Source organism: Gemmata algarum, from assembly GCF_034097035.1.
In the GTDB taxonomy this organism is placed as follows: domain Bacteria; phylum Planctomycetota; class Planctomycetia; order Gemmatales; family Gemmataceae; genus Gemmata; species Gemmata algarum.
Map to the genome: position 1 here is coordinate 18,756 of NZ_JAXBLV010000220.1, position 19,554 is coordinate 38,309.

General features: G+C 69.4%; 15 protein-coding genes. 6 read left to right on the top strand and 9 right to left on the bottom strand.

Going from position 1 to position 19,554, the window contains the following annotated elements; all coding sequences use genetic code 11:
* Positions 1 to 14 precede the first annotated feature (14 nt).
* Positions 15 to 1,406 (top strand): J domain-containing protein, encoded by a 1,392-nt coding sequence (locus tag R5W23_RS26480; RefSeq protein WP_320688963.1) that lies wholly within the window; start codon positions 15 to 17, stop codon positions 1,404 to 1,406.
* A gap of 14 nt (positions 1,407 to 1,420) precedes the next feature.
* Here R5W23_RS26480 and R5W23_RS26485 read toward each other — a convergent pair whose 3' ends face one another.
* From R5W23_RS26485 to R5W23_RS26500, 4 genes are all read right to left on the bottom strand, one after another.
* Positions 1,421 to 1,909, bottom strand: a complete 489-nt coding sequence (locus R5W23_RS26485; protein ID WP_320688964.1) for a hypothetical protein — start codon at positions 1,907 to 1,909, stop codon at positions 1,421 to 1,423.
* 6 nt (positions 1,910 to 1,915) lie between these two features.
* Entirely contained in the window at positions 1,916 to 2,269 is a 354-nt protein-coding gene (locus R5W23_RS26490) for a hypothetical protein (RefSeq protein WP_261190229.1), read from the bottom strand.
* Positions 2,270 to 2,329: 60 nt separating this feature from the next.
* The gene (locus R5W23_RS26495; RefSeq protein ID WP_320688965.1) at positions 2,330 to 4,339 is read right to left on the bottom strand and encodes a WD40 repeat domain-containing serine/threonine protein kinase; all 2,010 of its coding nucleotides are present in this window, start codon (positions 4,337 to 4,339) and stop codon (positions 2,330 to 2,332) included.
* Positions 4,340 to 4,770: 431 nt separating this feature from the next.
* Entirely contained in the window at positions 4,771 to 6,210 is a 1,440-nt protein-coding gene (locus R5W23_RS26500) for an inorganic phosphate transporter (RefSeq protein WP_320688966.1), read from the bottom strand.
* Between the two features lie 216 nt (positions 6,211 to 6,426).
* Here R5W23_RS26500 and R5W23_RS26505 point away from each other — a divergent pair, with 216 nt between their 5' ends.
* On the top strand, positions 6,427 to 6,552 hold the full coding sequence (locus R5W23_RS26505) for a hypothetical protein (protein WP_261190226.1): 126 nt from the start codon (positions 6,427 to 6,429) through the stop codon (positions 6,550 to 6,552).
* A 358-nt stretch (positions 6,553 to 6,910) separates the two neighbouring features.
* Here R5W23_RS26505 and R5W23_RS26510 read toward each other — a convergent pair whose 3' ends face one another.
* From R5W23_RS26510 to panB, 4 genes are all read right to left on the bottom strand, one after another.
* The gene (locus tag R5W23_RS26510; protein ID WP_320688967.1) at positions 6,911 to 9,937 is read right to left on the bottom strand and encodes a tetratricopeptide repeat protein; all 3,027 of its coding nucleotides are present in this window, start codon (positions 9,935 to 9,937) and stop codon (positions 6,911 to 6,913) included.
* Between the two features lie 127 nt (positions 9,938 to 10,064).
* A complete protein-coding gene (locus tag R5W23_RS26515; protein ID WP_320688968.1) occupies positions 10,065 to 11,237 on the bottom strand; it encodes a prenyltransferase/squalene oxidase repeat-containing protein in 1,173 nt (390 codons plus the stop codon).
* 218 nt (positions 11,238 to 11,455) lie between these two features.
* Positions 11,456 to 12,397: a WD40 repeat domain-containing protein gene (locus tag R5W23_RS26520; RefSeq protein ID WP_320688969.1), complete on the bottom strand. Its 942-nt coding sequence runs from the start codon at positions 12,395 to 12,397 to the stop codon at positions 11,456 to 11,458.
* Positions 12,398 to 12,406: 9 nt separating this feature from the next.
* Positions 12,407 to 13,213: a 3-methyl-2-oxobutanoate hydroxymethyltransferase gene (gene panB / locus R5W23_RS26525; protein ID WP_320688970.1), complete on the bottom strand. Its 807-nt coding sequence runs from the start codon at positions 13,211 to 13,213 to the stop codon at positions 12,407 to 12,409.
* Between the two features lie 234 nt (positions 13,214 to 13,447).
* Here panB and R5W23_RS26530 point away from each other — a divergent pair, with 234 nt between their 5' ends.
* The 4 genes from R5W23_RS26530 to pyrF all read left to right on the top strand — a co-directional run bounded on the left by R5W23_RS26530 (position 13,448) and on the right by pyrF (position 18,690).
* Positions 13,448 to 14,452, top strand: coding sequence for a 3'-5' exoribonuclease YhaM family protein (locus R5W23_RS26530; RefSeq protein ID WP_320688971.1), 1,005 nt, complete (start codon positions 13,448 to 13,450; stop codon positions 14,450 to 14,452).
* Positions 14,453 to 14,532: 80 nt separating this feature from the next.
* Positions 14,533 to 16,842: a ribonuclease R family protein gene (locus tag R5W23_RS26535; protein ID WP_320688972.1), complete on the top strand. Its 2,310-nt coding sequence runs from the start codon at positions 14,533 to 14,535 to the stop codon at positions 16,840 to 16,842.
* Between the two features lie 21 nt (positions 16,843 to 16,863).
* Positions 16,864 to 17,658: an alpha/beta fold hydrolase gene (locus R5W23_RS26540; protein WP_320688973.1), complete on the top strand. Its 795-nt coding sequence runs from the start codon at positions 16,864 to 16,866 to the stop codon at positions 17,656 to 17,658.
* A gap of 129 nt (positions 17,659 to 17,787) precedes the next feature.
* Positions 17,788 to 18,690 carry an orotidine-5'-phosphate decarboxylase gene (gene pyrF / locus R5W23_RS26545; RefSeq protein ID WP_320688974.1) on the top strand — a complete coding sequence of 301 codons (903 nt, stop codon included), beginning with the start codon at positions 17,788 to 17,790 and terminating at the stop codon, positions 18,688 to 18,690.
* Positions 18,691 to 18,779: 89 nt separating this feature from the next.
* Here pyrF and R5W23_RS26550 read toward each other — a convergent pair whose 3' ends face one another.
* The gene (locus R5W23_RS26550) at positions 18,780 to 19,442 is read right to left on the bottom strand and encodes a hypothetical protein (RefSeq protein WP_320688975.1); all 663 of its coding nucleotides are present in this window, start codon (positions 19,440 to 19,442) and stop codon (positions 18,780 to 18,782) included.
* Positions 19,443 to 19,554: the final 112 nt, after the last annotated feature.

Genomic DNA, 19,554 nt, shown 5'->3' on the forward strand with positions numbered 1-19,554 from the left:
TAACGGCCCGCCCGATGGACGCACCGCCGCTGCCCGACGACCCGCGAGACTGGCCCTCTGACCCGTTCGCCCTGCTCGGGGTGCCGCGGTCGGTGAGCGAGGCCGACCTCAAGCGCGCGTACACGCGGCTGATCCGCAGGTACAAGCCGGACCACGCGCCGGACGAGTTCCGCCGCATCCGCGAAGCCTACGAGGCGGCGATCGAAATGAGCCGCTGGTACCGGGACGCGCCGCCGCACGACCCGGACGTGGCTCCCCCGTTCCCGGCCGTCACGTTTTCGGCCCCGGTTCCGGAGGCCGCGCCGGCGGCACCCAACCCCGTCGCGCGCCCCGGGGCCGGGCGCCCGCCGGCCGACCCGATCGCCGCGGCGTGGGCGGACGCCGGGCGGGGCGCCTTCGCGGACGCCTACGCGGCTCTGCTGGCGGTCGAACGCGAAGGTTCCAACCGTGCCGACGTGCCGCTCCGCTTGTACTGGCTGCTCGCGCTCCGGCCCGCGCTCGACGCCGACCGCACGCGACACGACTGGCTGGCGCTAGCGCTGACGCGCGCCGGACTGGGCGGTCCGGCGGTCGAACTGTACCGGCGCGAGCTGGCGACCACCTCCGACGCCCTTTACGGTCCGTACGCGGCTCTGCTCGACCACCCCGGGGCGCACGGGCCGGCGCTCCTCGCCCTCGCGGGGTTGCGGCTGGACGCCGCCGCGGCGCACGAGTGCTGGACGAAGATCGAACTGGACCTCGAAGCGCTCGCCCGGCGGGTGCGCGACCTGGACGAGGTGCTCTGGCTGGACTACCTCGCGAACGTGATCGGCCGCATCGCGTGCCGGCAGCCCTCCGTCGCGCTGCAATGTACGCCCCTCTTGGCCAACTTAAAGCACCTCGAGCTGCGCCACCCGGAGGCGTTCGACCGGATCGACCGCGACTGGACGTTAGCCGAGCTGTGGACCCGTTCGCTGTTGGTTCCGGAGCCGATCCGGCGGGCGGTGGCGTTCGGCTGGGGGCCGGGCCGGCGCGGGCCGCTGCGGGCGGTCGCGGAGTGGGCGCGGGCGGCACCGGCCGAAGCGCTGCGGAAGTGCGACCAAGTGAGCGGCCAGGAAACGCCTTTACTGGCCGTGTTCGCGCAGATGCTTGAGGCCCACCGGGACGAAGGGGGGCCGTGGGACGAGTTCCCGCCCGAACTGGTGCGGGGGCTGGTGCGGGCGCGGCTCGCGCCCGCGCTGCGGGTCCTGTACGCACAGGCCCGCCCCGAGGTGCTCCAGTTCCTGCTCGCCGAGCGCATCGATCCGAACGAGCTGGTCGCGGCGTGTGCGGTCGATGGCGAGCCGCTGGTCCGGACGTTCGCGGCGCGCGTGCGCGAGGACGGCGCACTGGCACTGGTGTACCGGGCCGCAACCGCCTTCGGGTGAGCGGCGGGGCGCCCTCATTGCTCGCCAAGGGTTGCGGACCATACTTGACCGTCGGCAGCCGCTTCGACCCGCAGTACGCGCCCACGCATCACGTCGGCCAGCCCGATGAGAATCGGTAGTTGCAAGTGCGCCGGGGCCGTTTGCGGGTCATCCGTACAAATTGCGGTCACGTCGCTCGGGGTGAGTTCGTTGCTGAGGTCGATCAGCTTCAACCGCACGCGGCCAAGGCGGAACGGATAGCTCCCACCGAACACCCGTATGAACGGTCCGGCCGCACCGGAACTGATCCAGGTAATGTCACCGCGCAGAGCGAGTCGGGACCACACACGATGAGGTAGAACGCAGGCCGGCGCCCCGGTATCGAAGACCGCCCGCCGCATCCGGAGTTCGGTGCCGAAATACCCCCAAACGCGGAGTTCTCGCTTCGGCAGGTAAAACGTTCCCCCGCCGGCCGGCATTCCGATCCCGCCCACGTCTTCGACGCTGATTGTAACGGTGGGCACAGGCGCCTACCAAAGGGCGGAAAAGAGGTGGACTACCAGCGCGCGATCCGGGTGGATGTGGTACTTCCGGGACACATCGAGTCGTAGTTCCAGTTCGTCCAACCCTGCGCCGATGACGGCGCCGTTCAGAATGGCAACGTGCATTCCTTTGTATTGTTGGTACAGCGCCTGCGCGTTCGCCTCGAACCAGCGTGCATCAGGAACCTCATCCCCCCGCTCCGGGGGCGGGAACTGTTTACCGGCCTCCTCGAGTTCGCGAGCCAGCTCGTCGTAATCGCGCGTGGGCGGGTCCCCGCACGGCGCCGGCCGCAGACACGTCAGCGGGTCGTCCGTTGGCTCAACATTCGTCACGCCGGTCATCGCATGTCTCTCCGCGGCCCCACACAAGGTGGTGGTTCTTCCTTACTCGTGGTTCCGTTCTCACTTCTGTTTCGGGGCGGGCCACCGGCGGAGCGTGCCCCCCTCGTCGCCCGAATACACCACGTCACCGGCCGGCGCGAACGCGACCGCCCGCACCGGCCGGTCGTGGCCCACGAACGCCGCCAGCGGGAGCCCGTCTTCGGCACGGTAGACGCGCACGGTGGCGTCCGCGCCCCCGCTCGCCAGCAGCTTGCCGTCCGGGCTGAGCGAGCAACACACGACGGCGCCGTCGTGCCCGCTCAGCTTCGTGAACGCGCCCGAGCTGGGGTGCCGAACGGCCAGCCCCTCGCGCCCGGCCACCGCCACCCGCTTCGCGGCGTACGACATCGACCCGATCGCCCCCACCTGGGCCGGGAGCACCCCCTTCGACTTGCCCGTTTTCAGGTCCCACTGCCGCACGGTGCCGTCGGCGCCGGCCGAGAGGAGCGAGTCGCCGGTCACGAACGCGACCGCGGTGACCGCCGCCGTGTGGCCCTTGACGCACACCGCCGAGGTGGGCCGGCCGGCCTCGCGGAGCCACAGCCACACCATCCTGTCCGCGGACCCGGCCGCGATCCCCTGCCCGTCCGGCGACACGCCGACCCCGTGGATGTTGTCCGTCGGGCCGCGGAGCGGGCGCCCCTGGTTGCCGGTGCTCAGGTCCCACAACTGGACCCCCATGTCCGACGCGCTCAGCCGGATGGCGCACGTCGCCACCCACTTGCCGCTCGGCGCGATCGCCAGGTGCTCGACCGGCCCGAGGTCGCCGACGATCGCCTTTTGCTCCTTCAGCGTCGCGGGGTGCCACAGCTTCAGCGCCCCGTCGGCCCCGGTGAGCAGGAACGACCCGTCCGGGGCCGCGGCCATCGCGCCGATCGCGGCGTCGTGCCCCTTCGCGTACACCGACGCCACCACCGGGGCGGTCCGGGTGCCGGTTTTCGCCGGGGCCGCTTTCAGGATGTCGTCGAGCACGGCCGCCAGTTCCGCGGGCGTCTGGTACCGGTCCTTCGGGTCCAGGGACATCAGCTTGCGGATGACGGCGTCCACGGCGACGGGCACGTCGGACCGCTTGGCGGCGGCGGACGGCGGCGGCTCGGTGAGCTGCTTGCGGAGCTTCGCCGCCAGCGTCTTGCCCGGGAACGGCACCTCGCCGGTGAGGCAGAAGTACATGGCCCCGCCCAGCGAGTACAGGTCGCTGCGGCTGTCCGCGGCCCGCGGGTTCTCGGCCTGCTCGGGCGCGACGTAGTCCGGGGTGCCCACGAACACGCCCGGCTGCGTGAGGTCGTCGGTCTCGGGGTCCACGTGGTCCGCGTCCACCACGCGCGCGAGTCCCATGTCGAGGATCTTCACCTTCGGCAGCCGCCCGGTGCGGCCCTCGGCCGGCGCCAGGGGCGACGGGCTGATCATCAGGTTCGACGGCTTGATGTCGCGGTGGACCAGCTTCACCTCGTGGGCGTGCTGGAGCCCCTCGGCCACCTGGCGGGCGTAGTACACCACATCGACCACCGGGAGCGGCCCCGTTTGTTTCACCAGCCGCAGCAGGTCGATTCCGGGGACGTACTCCATCGCCACGAACGGGATTTGGCCGTCCAGTTCGGTCTGGAACACGGTGACGATGCACGGGTCGCTCAGGCGCCCGGACGCGCGCACCTCGCGCTTGAACCGCGTGCGGGAGCCGGGCTGGTCGAGCTTTCCCGGGGAGATGACTTTGAGGGCCACCAGACGGTTCACGCCGGGCTGTTTGGCCTTATAGATGACCCCCATGCCGCCGCGGTTGAGTTCCTCGATGATCTCGTAGCCGGCAATGACACGCCCCGGCCCGATCGCGGGTGGCGCCTCGCGGGCGGGCACCGCATCGGCTCCCGACGGAAGGGGCGGGCTCGGTCCGGCCGCAGGCGGGCGGACGTTTTCGCGGGTGTTCTCGCTCGCGAACGTGCAGACTGGGCAGATGGTGCGCAGGTCATCCGGGACCGGCTCACCGGTCGGGTGCTCCCAAACGTTCCCGCAAGGGCAAGTGAGGCGCGTTGCCATGCGCGGTTCCGAGCGACTGTGTGCGGAGAGTGCGGGCACCCTATTCTATCGCATTTCGCCGCGGCGCCCCCGCGCGGAATACGGTCCCTGCGGCGGTCCGTGGGTTACAGCCCTCAAGAACAGGCGCAGCGGAGGAACCGCTTCGTGGCCGCTCACATCGCGCGGCCGAGCGCACATCCGGCGCGGGACGCGCTACGAGTCAATACCGGGTGTGAGGGGAATGCGGTGTTCGATACGGGTGAGATGTCCGCTGCGGAGCGAACATTTCATCCGCAGATGGGACTGACACACGTACCCGGTACTATTGCCGCTTTCGTGACGAGCCGCGACCGCCGGGAGCGGTATACGTGGCTCCCCTCCCAGCGGTCGCGGCTCGTCACGAAAACCGACGCCGCAGATGGGTTCCTGGATGAGGATCAAGTTCCTCGGGGTTAGCCGACCAGGAGCCGGCCGAACACAAACAGCAGTCCGGCCAGCAGCATACACGCCGGCAGCGTTAAGGCCCACGCGAGTAAGATCTTACGACACGTGCTGCCCTGTACCCCGGACCCGTTTGCGGCCATCGTGCCCGCGATGCCGCTCGATAGCACTTGCGTCGTGCTCACCGGAAGTTTGATGAAACTTGCGGCCAGAATCGTCGCCGCCGCCACCGACTCCGCCGCCGCCCCCTGGCCGTAGGTGAGGTGCGTTTTACCGATCTTCTCCGCCACTGTTATCACGATCCGCTTGTACCCGACGCACGTCCCGATTCCGAGGGCCAGCGCGGTGCCGACGACCACCCACACCGGCACGAACTCGATCGCGGGCGCGATACGCATCTTCCTGACCTGTTCCAGTTCGGTTCGGAACTCCGCAGGAACACCGACACCGGCCACCGCCCGCTTGATTTCGTGATTCGTCTGAAACAGCGCCTGCCGCACTTCCCACCGCACGTTCTGCGGTCGGCCGTCCTTGTCCTGTTCCTCGCGCTTCCGCAACTCGTCGAGGCTGCCGAGCCCGTCGAGGTGGCCCGCAACGTACCGGAGGTTCCGATCCAGCGCGTCCGGCAGCGGCACGTTGTGCTTCGCGTACGCCGCACGCACCTCGTTTACGGCGTTCAGGAGGGCCGGCGCCTTCTCGGGTTCGTTGACGTTGAGCGCGTAGTGGACCGGCATGAACCCGATCAGCACCAGCAGCAGCAGCCCCATCCCTTTTTGGCCGTCGTTCGAGCCGTGAGCGAAACTGACCCCGCCGCAGGTGCAAATCAGCACCACCCGCACCCACCGCGGCGGGCGGTCGCCGTCGTGCGGCGGTTCGTACAGCTTCGGCTCTTTCAGCGTGCGCCGCATGAGCAGGAGCAGCACCGCGGCCGCAACGAACCCGCACAGCGGGGACAGGAGCAACCCCGCCCCGACCTCGCCGGCCTTGGCCCAGTTCACCCCGTTGAAGCCCTCGCCCTTCCAGAGGCTGTTGGCCACCCCGACCCCGAGGATCGAACCGATGAGCGTGTGCGAACTCGACACCGGGAGGCCCAGGTACCACGTCCCGAGGTTCCACATCACCCCGGCGAAGAGCAGCGCCAGGACCATCACGAGGGCGGCGTTGGAGTTGGCTTTGATGAGCAAATCGACGGGCAGCAGGTTCACGATGCTGAACGCCACCGCCGCCCCGCCGGCCAGAACCGTGACGAGCGCGCCGAGGAAGTTCATCGCCCCCGAATACAGCACCGCGGGCGTGGCCGAGAGCGTGTGGGTGTAAATGACCGTGGTGACGGCGTTGGCGGTGTCGTGGAAGCCGTTGATGAACTCGAACGCGAACGCCACGAGCAGGGCGATGAACAGGAAGACCAGCGGCCAGCCGCTCAGTTCACCAACCGCGTTCCAAAAATCCATCGCCGCGCCTCGGAGCGATTCGCAAGTGTCTCACCACTAGGTAGTTCGACTTGGGGCTTTCGAAACAAGTATTTGCCCCGTTTCTTCGCGCAATCTTCATGATCGGGTGTGCGGTCTCGGTTCCGGCACGCGCCTTGCAATAATTTCGACCGGCCAGTCAGAGACGGCCGCCGGACTTGATCGCCTTTTCACTCTCTCCGTTGCCGGAGCACCGATATGACCCCGCACGAACAACCGACGAGCCGTTTGGGTAAGATCCGCTGGGGACTCGCGGCCCTGCTATTGGGCCTGCCGCTGCCGGTGGTGATAATTGCGTTCCTCGCTCCCGGTTGCGGTCGTTGATCGGGGCGGTGATACGTGACATCAACGTTCGGGGCGCGGCCGCGGGAAGGAGACTTCCCGCGGCCGCGCCCCGAACGTTTCTCTTGTTAAGGACTTCCGGTCAAAAGTCCGCTCACCGAAAGTCGCAACGTCACAAATTCAGTAGGGGCAGAGCCTTGCGACCTGATCTGACGACTTCTGACCGGTCGTCCTGAGCAAGTTCGCGGCATGGCCTCTCGATGCTGACGCTGGTTTTCGCTCCGTCTAAGCAGGCGTTTTAACGAGCCGCGACCGCCCGGGAGCGGGATACGTCACCCGCTCCCGGGCGGTCGCGACTCGTTAAAACCGTCACAAGCAGCCTCGGCCGTGTGCTTAGCGATTACGAGCGCTTGACCTCTCGCGGTCGCGGAGCGGTGCGGTCCTTCTGTTTCAACGTGTCAGTGAGGTTCTGTTGTGCGGGGCCGTTCCTCGGGTTGATACTCAGGGCGGCGCGAAACTCGGCGATCGCGCCGTCGAGATCGCCCAGATCCCGAAGGGCGTTGCCCAGACCGTTGTGCCCGGCGGAGTGGTTCGGGTCGAGCGCGAGCAGCTCCCGGTACGCTTTCACGGCCCCGGCCGGGTCGTTCGCGGCTCGCAAAGCAATCCCCAGGTTGTACCGCGCTCGCAGGTGTTTCGGGTCCAGCCGGATCGCTTCCTTGTGGGCGGAAATGGCCCCCCGCGGGTCGCCCGTCTGGCGCAACAGCATCCCAAGGTTGTTGTGAAGCCCGGGTTCCGCCGGGGCGTAACGAAGGGCGTCGCGGAACGCGCCGATCGCGCCGTCCCAGTCTTCCCGGTCCCACAGCAAGTGTCCCAGGGCCGAAGCGATACCCGGGTCCGCCGGGTTCAGCTTCAGCGACTCACGGTACGCGCGGATCGCACCGGTTGTGTCGCGCTTCAGCTCCAAGGCGCGGCCGAGGTCGGCGTGCGCCACGGCGGACCGCGGGTCGCACTCGACGGCCGCGCGCAGGCTCTGCACCGCCGCGTCCAGTTCGCGGGTCCGCAGCAGGGCGTTCCCGAGGTTGGCGTGCGCGGTCGCGAACTTCGGGTTCATCTCCAACGCTTTACGGAACTTGACGATCGCCCCGCGCAGGTCGCCGGCGGTGGCGAGCGCGGTGCCGTAGTTGTTGTGGAACTCCGGGTACGGGCTGTTCGGATCGACGCGCATCAGTTCCTCGTACACCCGGACCGCGCCGGGGCCGTCGCCCTTCGCCCGCAGCGCCATCGCCTTAATGTTCAGCGCGTTGAGGTCGCGCGGGTCGAGGCGGAGCGCCTCGCGGGCCGCGGCCAGCGCCTCGTCGTACTGCCCGCCGTCGCGCAGCGCGATCCCCAACTTGTTCCACGCGATCACGCTCTGCGGGCGCAGCGCGACGGCCGCCTGGAACCACCGCGCCCGCTCGGCCGCGCCCTCCTTGGAGTTCATCGGGTACGTGCCCCCGAGTTCCATCAGCACCCGCACGCTGCCCGGCGCCCGGTCCCACTCCGCCGCCAGCAGCGCCCGCCGCCGGGCGGGCGACAGCCCCGGGCGCACCGCCGCGGCCAGCGCGATCACGAACCGCGCCGGCTGGTCGCCGAGCCCCGCCGCGGTGAGCCGGGCCAGTCCCGCCCCGTCGCGCGCCTGAACCGCCGCGCGGACGGCGTCGCGGGTCGGGTCCGGGTCCGCCTCGTGCAGGAGGGCGGCGAGGTCGGCCGTGCCGGCGGCCCCGAGCCACAGGTCGAGGGTCAGCAGCACCCGGTCGCGGATCAGCGACCCGTTCACGCGGCGGGCGGTCTCGGCCGGCGGTGCGCCCGGTACGATCCCCGCTTGTGCGAGCGCCGCCGCCCACCGGGTTTGGAGGTCGGCGGCGAGGGGCAGCAGCCCGTTCACCGGGGTCCAGGCGAAGTTCTCGACCTCATCGAGGCGCGTGAGCAGAGCGTGGTCGGCGCGGCACCGGGCGATGCGCTCACCGAACTCCTCGCCGCCGGGCTGGCCCTCCCGGCGCGTGACGTCGGCGAGCGCGAGCGCGGCGGTGGCAGCGTCGTCGTTGCGGAGCGCGGCCTCGCACCGGTCGAGGTCGGCGGCCAGGGCACGCCGGTTGTCGGCGGCGGCGCGGGCGTCCTTCTCGCTCTGTCGCTGGTCGGCGGCGGCGCGGTCGCGCTCGGCCCGCTCGGCTTCGATCCGGCGCTCGGCGGCCTTATGGTCAAGCCACCAGCCGGTTCCGGCTGCGCCGAGAAGCATGAACGCCACCGCCGCGAGTAGGGCCAGTTGCACCCGGCGGCGCTTGCGCTGTTCGGTCGCTTTCACCTCGGCCGCGGCGCGCTCCGCTTCGGCGGCCCGGAGCCGGGTTTCCACCCCGGCGCGGTAACGCGCGACCGCGTCCGCGACCGCCTTACCGTCCGCCGGGCGGTCCGCGGCCCAGGGCGCCAAGCAGCGCCGGGCAAGCTCCACCAACTCCGCAGGCGCGCCGCTCGCAGCGAGCGCGGCCAGCGGCTCGTCGAGGAGGCCCGCGGCGGTCGCTCCGATCACCTCGGTCGAGTGGCGCCCCGCGAACGGGCGCGAGCCGGTGAGCACCTCGCACAGGACGGCGCCGAGGCTGAACACGTCGGCCCGCGGGTCCACGGGCTCGCCCCGGGCCTGCTCGGGCGCCATGTACGAGGGCGTCCCGAGCACCTGGCCCGCGGCCGTCACTTCGGTGCTGTGGTCGGACGAGAACACGTCCGGCGGCCTGGTGCTGTCGCCGAGCGTTTTCGGTTCGTCTTCGGCTCCTTGTTCTCGGGTCGGTGCTTCCGGTCCCCCGGCAGTTTTGGCGAGCCCCCAGTCCATGACCTGCACTTCGCCGAACTCGCCGACCATGATGTTCGCGGGCTTCAGGTCGCGGTGGACGACGCCGCGCGCGTGCGCGAACCCGACGGCCAGGCACACGTGCTCGAAGATCTGGACGAACCGGTTCAGCTCTTCGGCCGGGGATGCGCGGTCGCGGAGCAGGGCCGTGAGGGTGCGCCCCTCGATCAGCTTCATTACGAGGAACGGCATGCCGTCGCCGAACCGCCCCAGGGCGTAAACCGGCGGGATGTTGGGGTGCGGGAGCTGGGCGGTGATTTCGGCTTCGGTGACGAACCGCCGGGCGCCGTCGCGGCCGCCGCGCGGGAGCAGCACCTTGATCGCGACCGGGCGGTTGAGCGTGAGGTCGCGGGCGGCGAGGACGCGCCCCATGCCGCCGCGGGCGAGCTCGCGGGCGACCTCGTACCCGGGCACGGCGGGCACCTCTTCGCCCAACATTTGCCGCCGCGCCGTGAGCGGATCGGCGGACCGGGCGACGGTGGCACTGGAATCGGGCGCGTGGGGCGAGTTCGGTCCCGACACGCGGGTCGCGGACAGATCGTCGGGCATCGTCGGGCCTCGGGAGGGTACTCCCAATGATAGCCCGTCGGCCGCGCCGGTCACGCGCCGCTCTGTCGTTCGCTGGAAAAGGCGAGTTTCGTGGCCCGAGGTTGCACGGGACACCTACCGTCGGGCGTCACTTTTGGTAAATGGGGAGAAGGTCCTTTTCGAGTTGGAGCAAACATAGGTTGATGCTGGTCACGTACACCGGGCCGACCTGGCCCTGCTCCCACGCACCGCTCGACTTGTCCTGGTTGTTGAGGATTTGCGGGAAGTACACGTCCTTGAACCGGCTCCAGGTGAGCCACTTGTCCTTCTCCTTTTGGTCCGGGAACATGTCGCCGTACTTGGTGTCTCCCAGGGCGTACATGGCCTGACCGAAGTAGTACGTCTGGTACTCGTCGTGGGCCTGGCGCCCCTTCGCCAGGAACGTCTCCTCGTGGGCCTTGCAGTACTTCAGCCAGCGTTTCGGCAGCTCGCTCTTGTACTGCCCGGCGCTGAACCCGCAGCAGATGGCCGCCGCGGTGAGGGGCGGGCGCTCCTGGCCCCGGAGCGCGGCCTCTCCCAGGTAGTTGTAAATGATCCCGCCGTCGGGCGTGGTGCAGGCCTCGAGGTAGTTGACCGCTTTGTCGATGTTCTCTTTGGGCACGGGGATGCCGGCGTTGCGGGCGGCGCGGAGCCCCTGGAGCGCGGTGATGGTGACAGACCCCTCGTCGAAGTTGTTGCCCTCGGCGGCGCTCACGTACCCCCACCCGCCGATGTCCACCTCCTTGCCCTCGGCCTTGCGGTGCTTCTTGAGCGTCTGCGCCTTGCAGATGAACTCCACCGCCTTCTTGAGCAGCTTCTCCAGCTTCTCCCGCTGCTCCTTGTCCTCCTCCTCGCCGTACACGCTCGCCAGGAACATGGTGCCGAACCCCTGGCCGTACATGTACCGGACCTGTTCGCTCGGGTTGCGCACGTCGCCGAGCATGCCGTTGGGCTGCTGCCGGGCCGGCGCCAGGAACCAGTCCACCGCCTTCTTCACCTGGTCCGAGTACTTGCCCTCCTTCAGCGTGCTCCCTTCCATCAGGAACGCCATCCCGGCCAGCGCCGTCATGCTGGTCGGGTACTGCCCCCCCTGGGCCTCCCAGTGCCCGTCCTGCGCTTGCGCTTTCTTGAGGTACTCGAGCCCCTTCGCGACCGTGGCTTCAATTTCTTGCCGTTGCTTTTTCTTGTCTTCTTGCGGCGCGGCCTCGGCCGGGGCGGGCACCGAGATCAGCCCGAGTGCTACACACGGCAGAAGAGCGACGAGTAACCGGCGGTCAGGCATAATAACTCTCCGCTCCCTTCGGACGCGCCCGGACGGTCCCGCGGGCGCTCCGGATACGGGATAGACGAACGACTCGCGCGGCTCTGACGCGCGTCAGGGGAGAATTTCAGAACGCGCAGCATGTGTCGCGCCGAACGTCGGAATTGCGACGTGGTGCAGTTCCACGGCTTACTCGCTGAGGAATGCTGACCGCGCCGTGCTCTCGAAAATGCACCACGTTAGAGATCAACGTCCCAAACCACGACCTTGCCGGTGTCGCTGCCCGCAGCGGCGAGCGTGCCGTCGGGCGAGAACGCGACCGAGCGCACCCGCCCGATGTCCCAGGTGAAGGTTCTGGTCAGCTCCCAGGAGGTGGTGTCGTAGAGCTTGACGGTTTTGTCGTTACTCGTGGCCGCGAGGTAACGGCCCGACGGGTGAAACGCGATACCGGTGAAGTGCTTCCGGCTGGGGTTCGCGATCACCTCAACCGCACCCGCGACGCCGATCAGGTTGGCGTAGATGCGGTCGCGAAGGCGAACCACCAGCGTGAGCCCGTCGGGTGAAAGGGCGGCCTGGTCCGGATAGTCGGGAACGGGAAGCAGATCGGTTTCGGTTAACACCGCACCTGTGTCGAGCGTCCGAACGACGACCCGCGGCGACCACCGTTCGGCCATCAGTTCGTGCGTGCTCTCAAGCTGCACGAACTGATGGCTACCGGGCGGGAACGCGGGGGGCAGCAAAACGTCCGCCTGAGTGATGAGTTGCCACGTCGGGCGGTCAAGGTCGTCGGTCGGGCGGCACGTCAGCCGGGTCCCCTCAGCCCCACCAACGGTGCCGCCGAGCCGTTCGGACACGATCAGCCGCGCGCCGTCCGGTGAGACGCCAAACCCGAGCCGGTGCCACCGGTCGAGGGGCACCCGCCGAACGACCCGCGACGCCAAATCGACGGCCAACAGCAGGTCGCTACCGGCGAACAAGGTGCGACCGTCCGGCGCGAACGCCAGCCGCTGGGACGCGACCCCGTCGCCCAGCGGCACCGCCTCGGCCCGTGCCCCGTCGGCGAAACTGGTCCAGAGGGTCACGCCCCAGCTCGGGGCGGCGGCCAGCGCGTCGCCGCCCGGTGCAAACGCCAGTTCGTCGAACCGCAAGCGAAACCCGGCCGGGGCCTTCAACACGAGCATTAACGTGTCTCACCGGAACGTGTGCTCCGCGGCCGGGAACGCCCCCTCGCGGACCTCGCGGCAGTACTGCTCCGTCGCGGCCTTGATCGCCGCGCCCAGGTCGGCGTACCGCTTCGCGAATTTCGGCTTGAAGTCGGGGTACAGCCCCATCATGTCGTGGAACACCAGCACCTGACCGTCGCACCCGGCGCCGGCCCCGATCCCGACGGTGGGGATGCCGACCGCGCCCGTGACCTTCGCGCCCAGGTCCGCGGGCACCCCTTCCACCACGACCGAGAACGCACCCGCCACTTCGACCGCCAGTGCGTCCGCCAAGAGCTGTTCCGTGTCGCGCTGGACCTTGAACCCGCCCATCTGGTGGACCGACTGCGGGGTCAGCCCGACGTGCCCCATCACCGGGATGCCCGCGTCCACACACGCGCGGATGGCGTCGCGCGCCCGCACGCCCCCCTCGAGCTTCACCGCGTGGGCGCCGGCCTCCTTCATCAGCCGGCCGGCGTTCCGGACCGCCTGGCGCGGGCTCACCTGATACGTCATGAACGGGAGGTCCGCGACGACCAGCGCCCGCCGCGCGCCCCGCATCACGCACCGGGTGTGGTAGATCATCTCGTCGAGCGTGACCGGGAGCGAGGTCGGGTGGCCCTGCACCACCATCCCCACCGAGTCGCCCACGAGGATACAATCGACGCCGGCCTCGTCGCAGAGCCGGGCCGACGTGTAGTCGTAGGCGGTCACGACCGCGAGCTTCGCGCCCCGGGCTTTCGCGGCACGGAACTCGGGGGCCGTGACCGGCCGCGGAGAGGGAACTGCGCTCATAAAAACGGTCTCCTGGAGAACCTCTCCCCCGGCCCCCTCTCGTCCCGCCGGCCCGCGGAAGAGAGGGGGCCGGGAGCGGGGGATGAGGTTCTGCGCCTTCTTGCCCCCATTGTACGCGGCCGGATTTCCTGCGCCCCGGTGACCGCACCGGTACAATTGCCCGTAGGCGCGCGCCGCGGGCGTTGCGACCGCGCCGACCGTTCTCACGTTTCATGCAAGAAAGCACGCACCCGCATGGCCCGCCGTTTCGTCGAACAGCTCCGCGACGGGGACAACCTCGAAGACGTGTACCTCGTGACGGACAAGCAGCTCCGCGCGAACCGGAACGGGAACCCGTACCTCCTTGTAGAACTGCGGGACCGCACCGGCGGCATCCAGGGCCGCATGTGGAACGCCGGCGACAACGTCGCGCGCGGGTTCGACCCCGGCGACTTCCTGTACGCCACCGGCAAGGTGCAACTGTTCCAGGGCGCGCTGCAGGTCATCCTGACGGCGGTCGAGCGGGTGGAGCCGCAGAAGATCGAGTTCGCCGACTTCCTGCCGCAGACCGAGCACAGCATCCCGAAGCTCACGGAGCGCTTGAAGGGCTACCTGCTCCGGCTCGGCAACCCGCACCTGCGCGCCCTCGCCGAGTGCTTCCTCATGGACGACGCGTTCATGCGGGCGTTCGCCACGTGCCCGGCCGGGGTGAAGCTGCACCACGCCTACGTGGGCGGGCTGCTGGAGCACACGGTCGCGATGATGGACATCGCGGACAAGGTGCTCCCGCTGTACCCCGGCACGGACCGCGACCTCGTGCTGATGGGCGTGCTGCTGCACGACGCGGGCAAGACCCGAGAACTGACCTTCTCGCGCGCCTTCGGGTACTCCGACGAGGGGCAGCTGGTCGGGCACATCCCGATCGCGGTGGCGATGCTCGCCGAGACCGCGGCCAAGGTGCCGGACCTGACCGGCGAGCCGTTCCCGCGGGAGCTGATGCTCCGGCTCCAGCACATGATCCTGAGCCACCACGGGGAGCTGAGCTACGGCAGCCCGAAGGTGCCGATGACCCCCGAGGCGATGCTGCTGCACCTGATCGACGCGATGGACACGCGCATGCACATGGTGCTGCGCGAGCTGAAGGACGACCGCAACAACCCGACCGCGTGGACGCCGTACAACCACAACCTGGGCCGCCGCATCTACAAGGGCGGGGCCTTCGGCGACCTGTTCGGCGAGTCCGGCGGCGGGTACGACTGACCCCGGCGAGCCGGCCCCGCGGGCCGGGCTCGTTGCCGCTCCGACGCCCCGCCCGCGAGGGCGGGGCGCGCCAAAAATCTATGGCTGAAATTCTCGCGAAAGTGCTCCACGCGGTGACCGCGAAGAGCTACGTCCCGCTCAAGGCGAAGCCGCTGTTCAAGCGGCTCAACCTGCCCGAGAGCGACTACCCCGAGTTCCGCAAGACGGTGCGCGAGCTGGTCCGCACCGGGCGGCTCGCGCTCGCCAAGAACAACACGCTGCGCGCCGCGGACGCGCACGGCACCGTCGCCGGCGTGTACCGGCGCTCCGCGGCCGGGCACGGGTTCGTCCGGCCGCAAGCCGTCGACGGGGCGCCGCAGCCCGAGATCTACATCCGCGAGGACAAGGCCCTCGACGCCGCCACGGGCGACGAGGTGATGGCCCGGGTCACCCGTGCGGCGACCCGGCTCAAGGACGCCGCCGGCGAGGTCGTGCGCGTGCTGGAGCGGGCCACCCGCACGTTCGTGGGCACCTACTTCGAGCGCGACCGGGTCGCCCTCGTGCGCGTCGACGGCAACCTGTTCGCGCACAGCATCGCGGTCGGCGACCCGGGAGCCAAGGGGGCGAAGCCGCAAGACAAGGTCGTCATCGAGATGCTGCGGTTCCCGGCGCCCGACGCGCGGGGCGAGGGCGTCGTCGCGGAGGTGCTCGGGCCGAACGGCGCGCCCGGGGTGGACACGCTCTCGGTGATCCGCGCGTTCGGGCTGCCCGAAGCGTTCCCGGAAAGCGCGCTGGCCGAGGCCCGGCAGGTCGCGAGCCAGTTCTCGGAAACGGACCTGCACGGCCGCACGGACTTCACGGACGAGCTGGTCGTCACCATCGACCCGCCCGACGCGAAGGACTACGACGACGCGGTCAGCGTCACCATCGACCCGAAGACGAAGCACTGGGTGCTGACGGTCCACATCGCGGACGTGGCGGCGTTCGTGAAGCCCGGCGGCGCGCTGGACGTTGAGGCGCGGAAGCGCGCGACCAGCGTGTACCTGCCGCAAAAGGTCATCCCGATGTTCCCGGAGCTGATCTCCAACGGGCTGGCGTCGCTGCAAGAGGGGAAGGTCCGGTACGTAAAAACCGTGCGGATGGAGTTCACCCCGGGGCTTCAAAAGGGGCACGTGGAGTTCTTCAACGGCGCGATCCGGAACCGCAAGCGGTTCACCTACGACGAGGTCCAGGCGCTGCTGGACGAACTGGCGGGTAAAGGCAACCCACCCCCCGGCCCCCTCCCTGCAGGGAGGGGGAGCTCGGAGGCCGCGCCGAGCGAACTCGATTCGCCAGCCGTTTCGGATGTTTCTTCTCCCCCCTCACCTGAAGGGGGGGTAGGTCCGGCCCCCGATCTGCTCCCCATGATCCGCCGGATGCGCGACCTCGCGCTCCTCCTGCGCAAGAAGCGGTTCAAGCGCGGGGCGCTCGAACTCACAATGCCCGAGGCGGTGCTGGAGTACGACGCCGACGGGCGAGTGAGCGGGGCGCACTTCGCCGAACACAACCTGAGCCACCAGATCGTTGAAGAGTTCATGCTCGCGGCGAACGAGGCCGTCGCGGAGCACTTCACCGCGCACGAGGTCTCGTTCCTGCGGCGGGTCCACCCGGCGCCCAACGAGGACAAGCTCGAAGCGTTCGCCCAGTTCGCGGCCATCCTCGGCCACCCGATCAAGCGCCCCCAGGACCGCTACGAGCTCCAGCGCGTGCTGGACGCGACCGCCGACAAGCCCGAGCGCGCCGCGTTCCACTTCGCGCTGCTGCGGAGCTTCAAGCAGGCCACGTACTCGCCGGTCCCGGACGAGCACTACGCGCTCGCCAGCCACCACTACTGCCACTTCACTTCGCCCATCCGCCGCTACCCGGACCTCCAGGTCCACCGGCTACTCGACAAGTGGGTCCGGACCGGGTCGGCCAGCGCGAACACGGAGGAGCTGGCGGCGCTGGGCGAGCACTGCTCGAAGATGGAGCGGCGGGCCGAGACGGCGGAGCGCGAGCTGGTGAAGACCCGCATCCTGAGCTACCTGAGCGGGCGGCTCGGCGAGCAGCTCGACGCGGTCATCACGGGCGTCGCGGACTACGGGTTCTTCGCGCAGGCGGAACGGTTCCCGGCCGAAGGGCTGGTCCACATCTCCTCGCTGGTGGACGACTACTACTGGTTCGACGAAAGCGCGCACTCGCTGGAGGGGCGGCGGACGCACCGGCGGTTCCGGTTGGGGGACCGCGTCCGGGTGGTCGTCGCCCGGGTCGATTTGCCGCGGCGGATGCTGGACCTGAGACTGGCCGACGCGCGGCCGAAAACGGAAGATGACGGGGGCGACGCTCTCCCCACCCCCGGCCGCCCCCCGCGCCCGCGGAAGCGCCGCAAGTAGGTCGCCCCGGAGTCCGTTCACATGCCTGTTTGCACGCTGCCCGGCGGCCCGACGATCGGTTACGACGACACCGGCGGCAGCGCGCCGCCCCTCGTGCTGCTGCACGCGTTCCCGCTCGACCGCTCCATGTGGCAGCCGCAACTCGCCGCGCTCGCCGCGCACGCCCGGGTGATCGCCCCGGACTTCCCCGGGTTCGGCGAATCGTCGCCGGGCGCGTTCACGATCGACAGCGCCGCCGACCTCGTGGCGGCGTTCCTCGGCGCGCTCGGGATCGGGAAGGCGGTGCTCGGCGGGCTGTCGATGGGCGGGTACGTGGCGCTCGCGTTCGCCCGCCGGCACGCGGACAAACTCGCCGGGCTGATCCTGGCCGACACCCGCGCCGGGGTGGACGACAGCGGCACCCGGGAGAACCGCACCAAGTCCATCGAGCTGACCCGGGAGAAGGGCAGCGCGGCCCTGTTCGAAGGCATGGCGGCGAAGGTGCTGAGCGACGCGACGCGCGACGCCAAGCCCGAAGTCGTTGAGCGGCTGAGGGGCGTGGCCGCGAAGCAGCCGGCGGAAAGCGTGGTCGCCGCCCTCGTCGCGCTCCGCGACCGCCCCGACGCGAACCCCGGGCTGAAGGGCGTCACGGTTCCGACACTGGTGCTGGTGGGGGAGCACGACGGGGTGACGCCGCCGCTGTCGTCGGCGAACCTGGCGGCCCAGATCCGCGGGAGCACCCTGATCCACATCCCGGGGGCGGGGCACCTGTCGAACGTGGAGAACCCGGACGCCTTCAACGCCGCGGTGCGCGATTTTTTGGCCGCGACGAAGTGAGTCGCGGCCCGATGAGCCGGAAGCGTGAGCGACGGCACACGCCCGCGCGGCCGGGGAGCAACGGCCTTCTCTCGGCCACGCGCACGCGGGGCCTTCGCTCACGCTTCCGGCACGTAGTGGAGCAGAACCATGCCCTCGTTCTCTGACCGTCTCGCCGCCGCGGTTCGCGCCAAGGGGCCGCTGTGTGTCGGCATCGACCCGCGCTGGGAGGCGCTACCGCGGGCCATCCGCGAGCGCCACCGGGCGGTACTCGGGGCGGACTACCAGAGCGCGGCGTGGGCGTTCGCCGAGTTCGGGCAGCGCGTGCTCGAACTGGTCGTGCCGTACTGCGGGATCGTGAAGCCGCAGGCCGCGTTCTTTGAGCTGTTCGGGCCGCCCGGTATGGTCGCGCTCCAAACCCTGCTCGCGCGGGCGCGGCGGATGAACTTGGTGACCATCCTCGACGCGAAGCGCGGGGACATCGCCTCCACCGCGACCGCCTACGCGGACGCCGCGTTCACGGGCTGCGCCATCGACGGCAGCACGCTGCCGGTGTGGGACGCCGACGCCCTGACCATCAACCCGTACCTCGGTCGCGACGCGGTGGAGCCGTTCCTCACCGCCGCGAAGAAGGGTGACCGCGGGGTGTTCGTGTTGGTGCGCACCAGCAACCCGGGCGCGGGGCTGTTCCAGGACCTCGTGTGCAACGGGAAGCCGGTGTACCGCCACGTTGCGGAGGAAGTGGCCCGCTGGAACGCACCTACTCGCGGTGAGAGCGGGTTGGGCGATGTCGGTGCAGTTGTCGGCGCCACCCACCCACGGGAATTGGTCGAGTTGCGCGCTGCGATGCCCGACGTGTGGCTGCTGGTGCCCGGGTACGGAGCACAGGGTGGCACCGCGGCGGACGTTAAGGCCGCGTACCGTCCCGACGGGCTGGGCGCGATCGTGAACAGTTCGCGCGGGGTGACGTTCCCGTTCCAGCCCGATGATCGCGACTGGGAGGCGCAGATCGTCGCCGCCGCGCAGAAAGCCCAGGCCGAGTTGCGGGCCTAACTGCAAAACGGTGATCGCTCGGGACTTGAACCCCGAGCGATCTGTGAGTTCCGATCCATCACGTCAGGCGAAATCGCGCCCGCATCGCATCAGTTTTTCTTCTTCTCGTCCTTTTTCTTGTCCTTGTCGCCGCTACCGATGTCCTTCGGCGGGTTGGGGTCGCGCCCCAGAATGACCGCGTACTTAACCCGCAAGTCGTCTTCGCCGGCCTTGGCCGCGGGCACGCTCTTGTCGCGGATCAGATGCACTTCGACGATGGTGCCCGGGGTCAGATCGGATCGATTCGCCGCGTATCCGGGGAACCCGCCCGGCGCTCGCAGCTCGTTGATCTCCTTTTGGTCGTGCGGAACCTTCTTCCCCTTGTCGTCCAATTTCACCGGGAGGGTTTTGACCCGCACGAGCGACTCCGGAACGTACTCCAGTTCGTAATCGTGGTGCTGCTCTTTCAACTGCGTCCTCGACTGGTTCGGGCGGTTCATGTTCTGCGAGTACGGGTTGCGGAAGTTACGGTTGTTCTGCGACAGCCGCGGCCGGCTGTTGCGGTTGTTGCCGTTCTGCGCCTCGAACCAGGTGATCCGCAGCGTCACGCTCTTGTCGTCGGCTTTCACCACCTCGCCAACAACGTCGGCCACGAACACGTAACCGGACCAGTTCGACGGCTTGGGTTTTGGGTCTTCGGCGAGAACCGGGAGCGTGACCGCGCCCAAACCGAGGGCGAGCGCGGCGAACGCCCGCATCGCGACCGTGTGCATGTGCGTCTCCGGAACGGGCGAGCGGGAGCGCCCGGTACTGATGAAACGCCAGCGGCGCAAAAAGGTTCCCGGAAACGCGCCGGCCCCGCTCACCGTGAGCCTTCACGAAGAA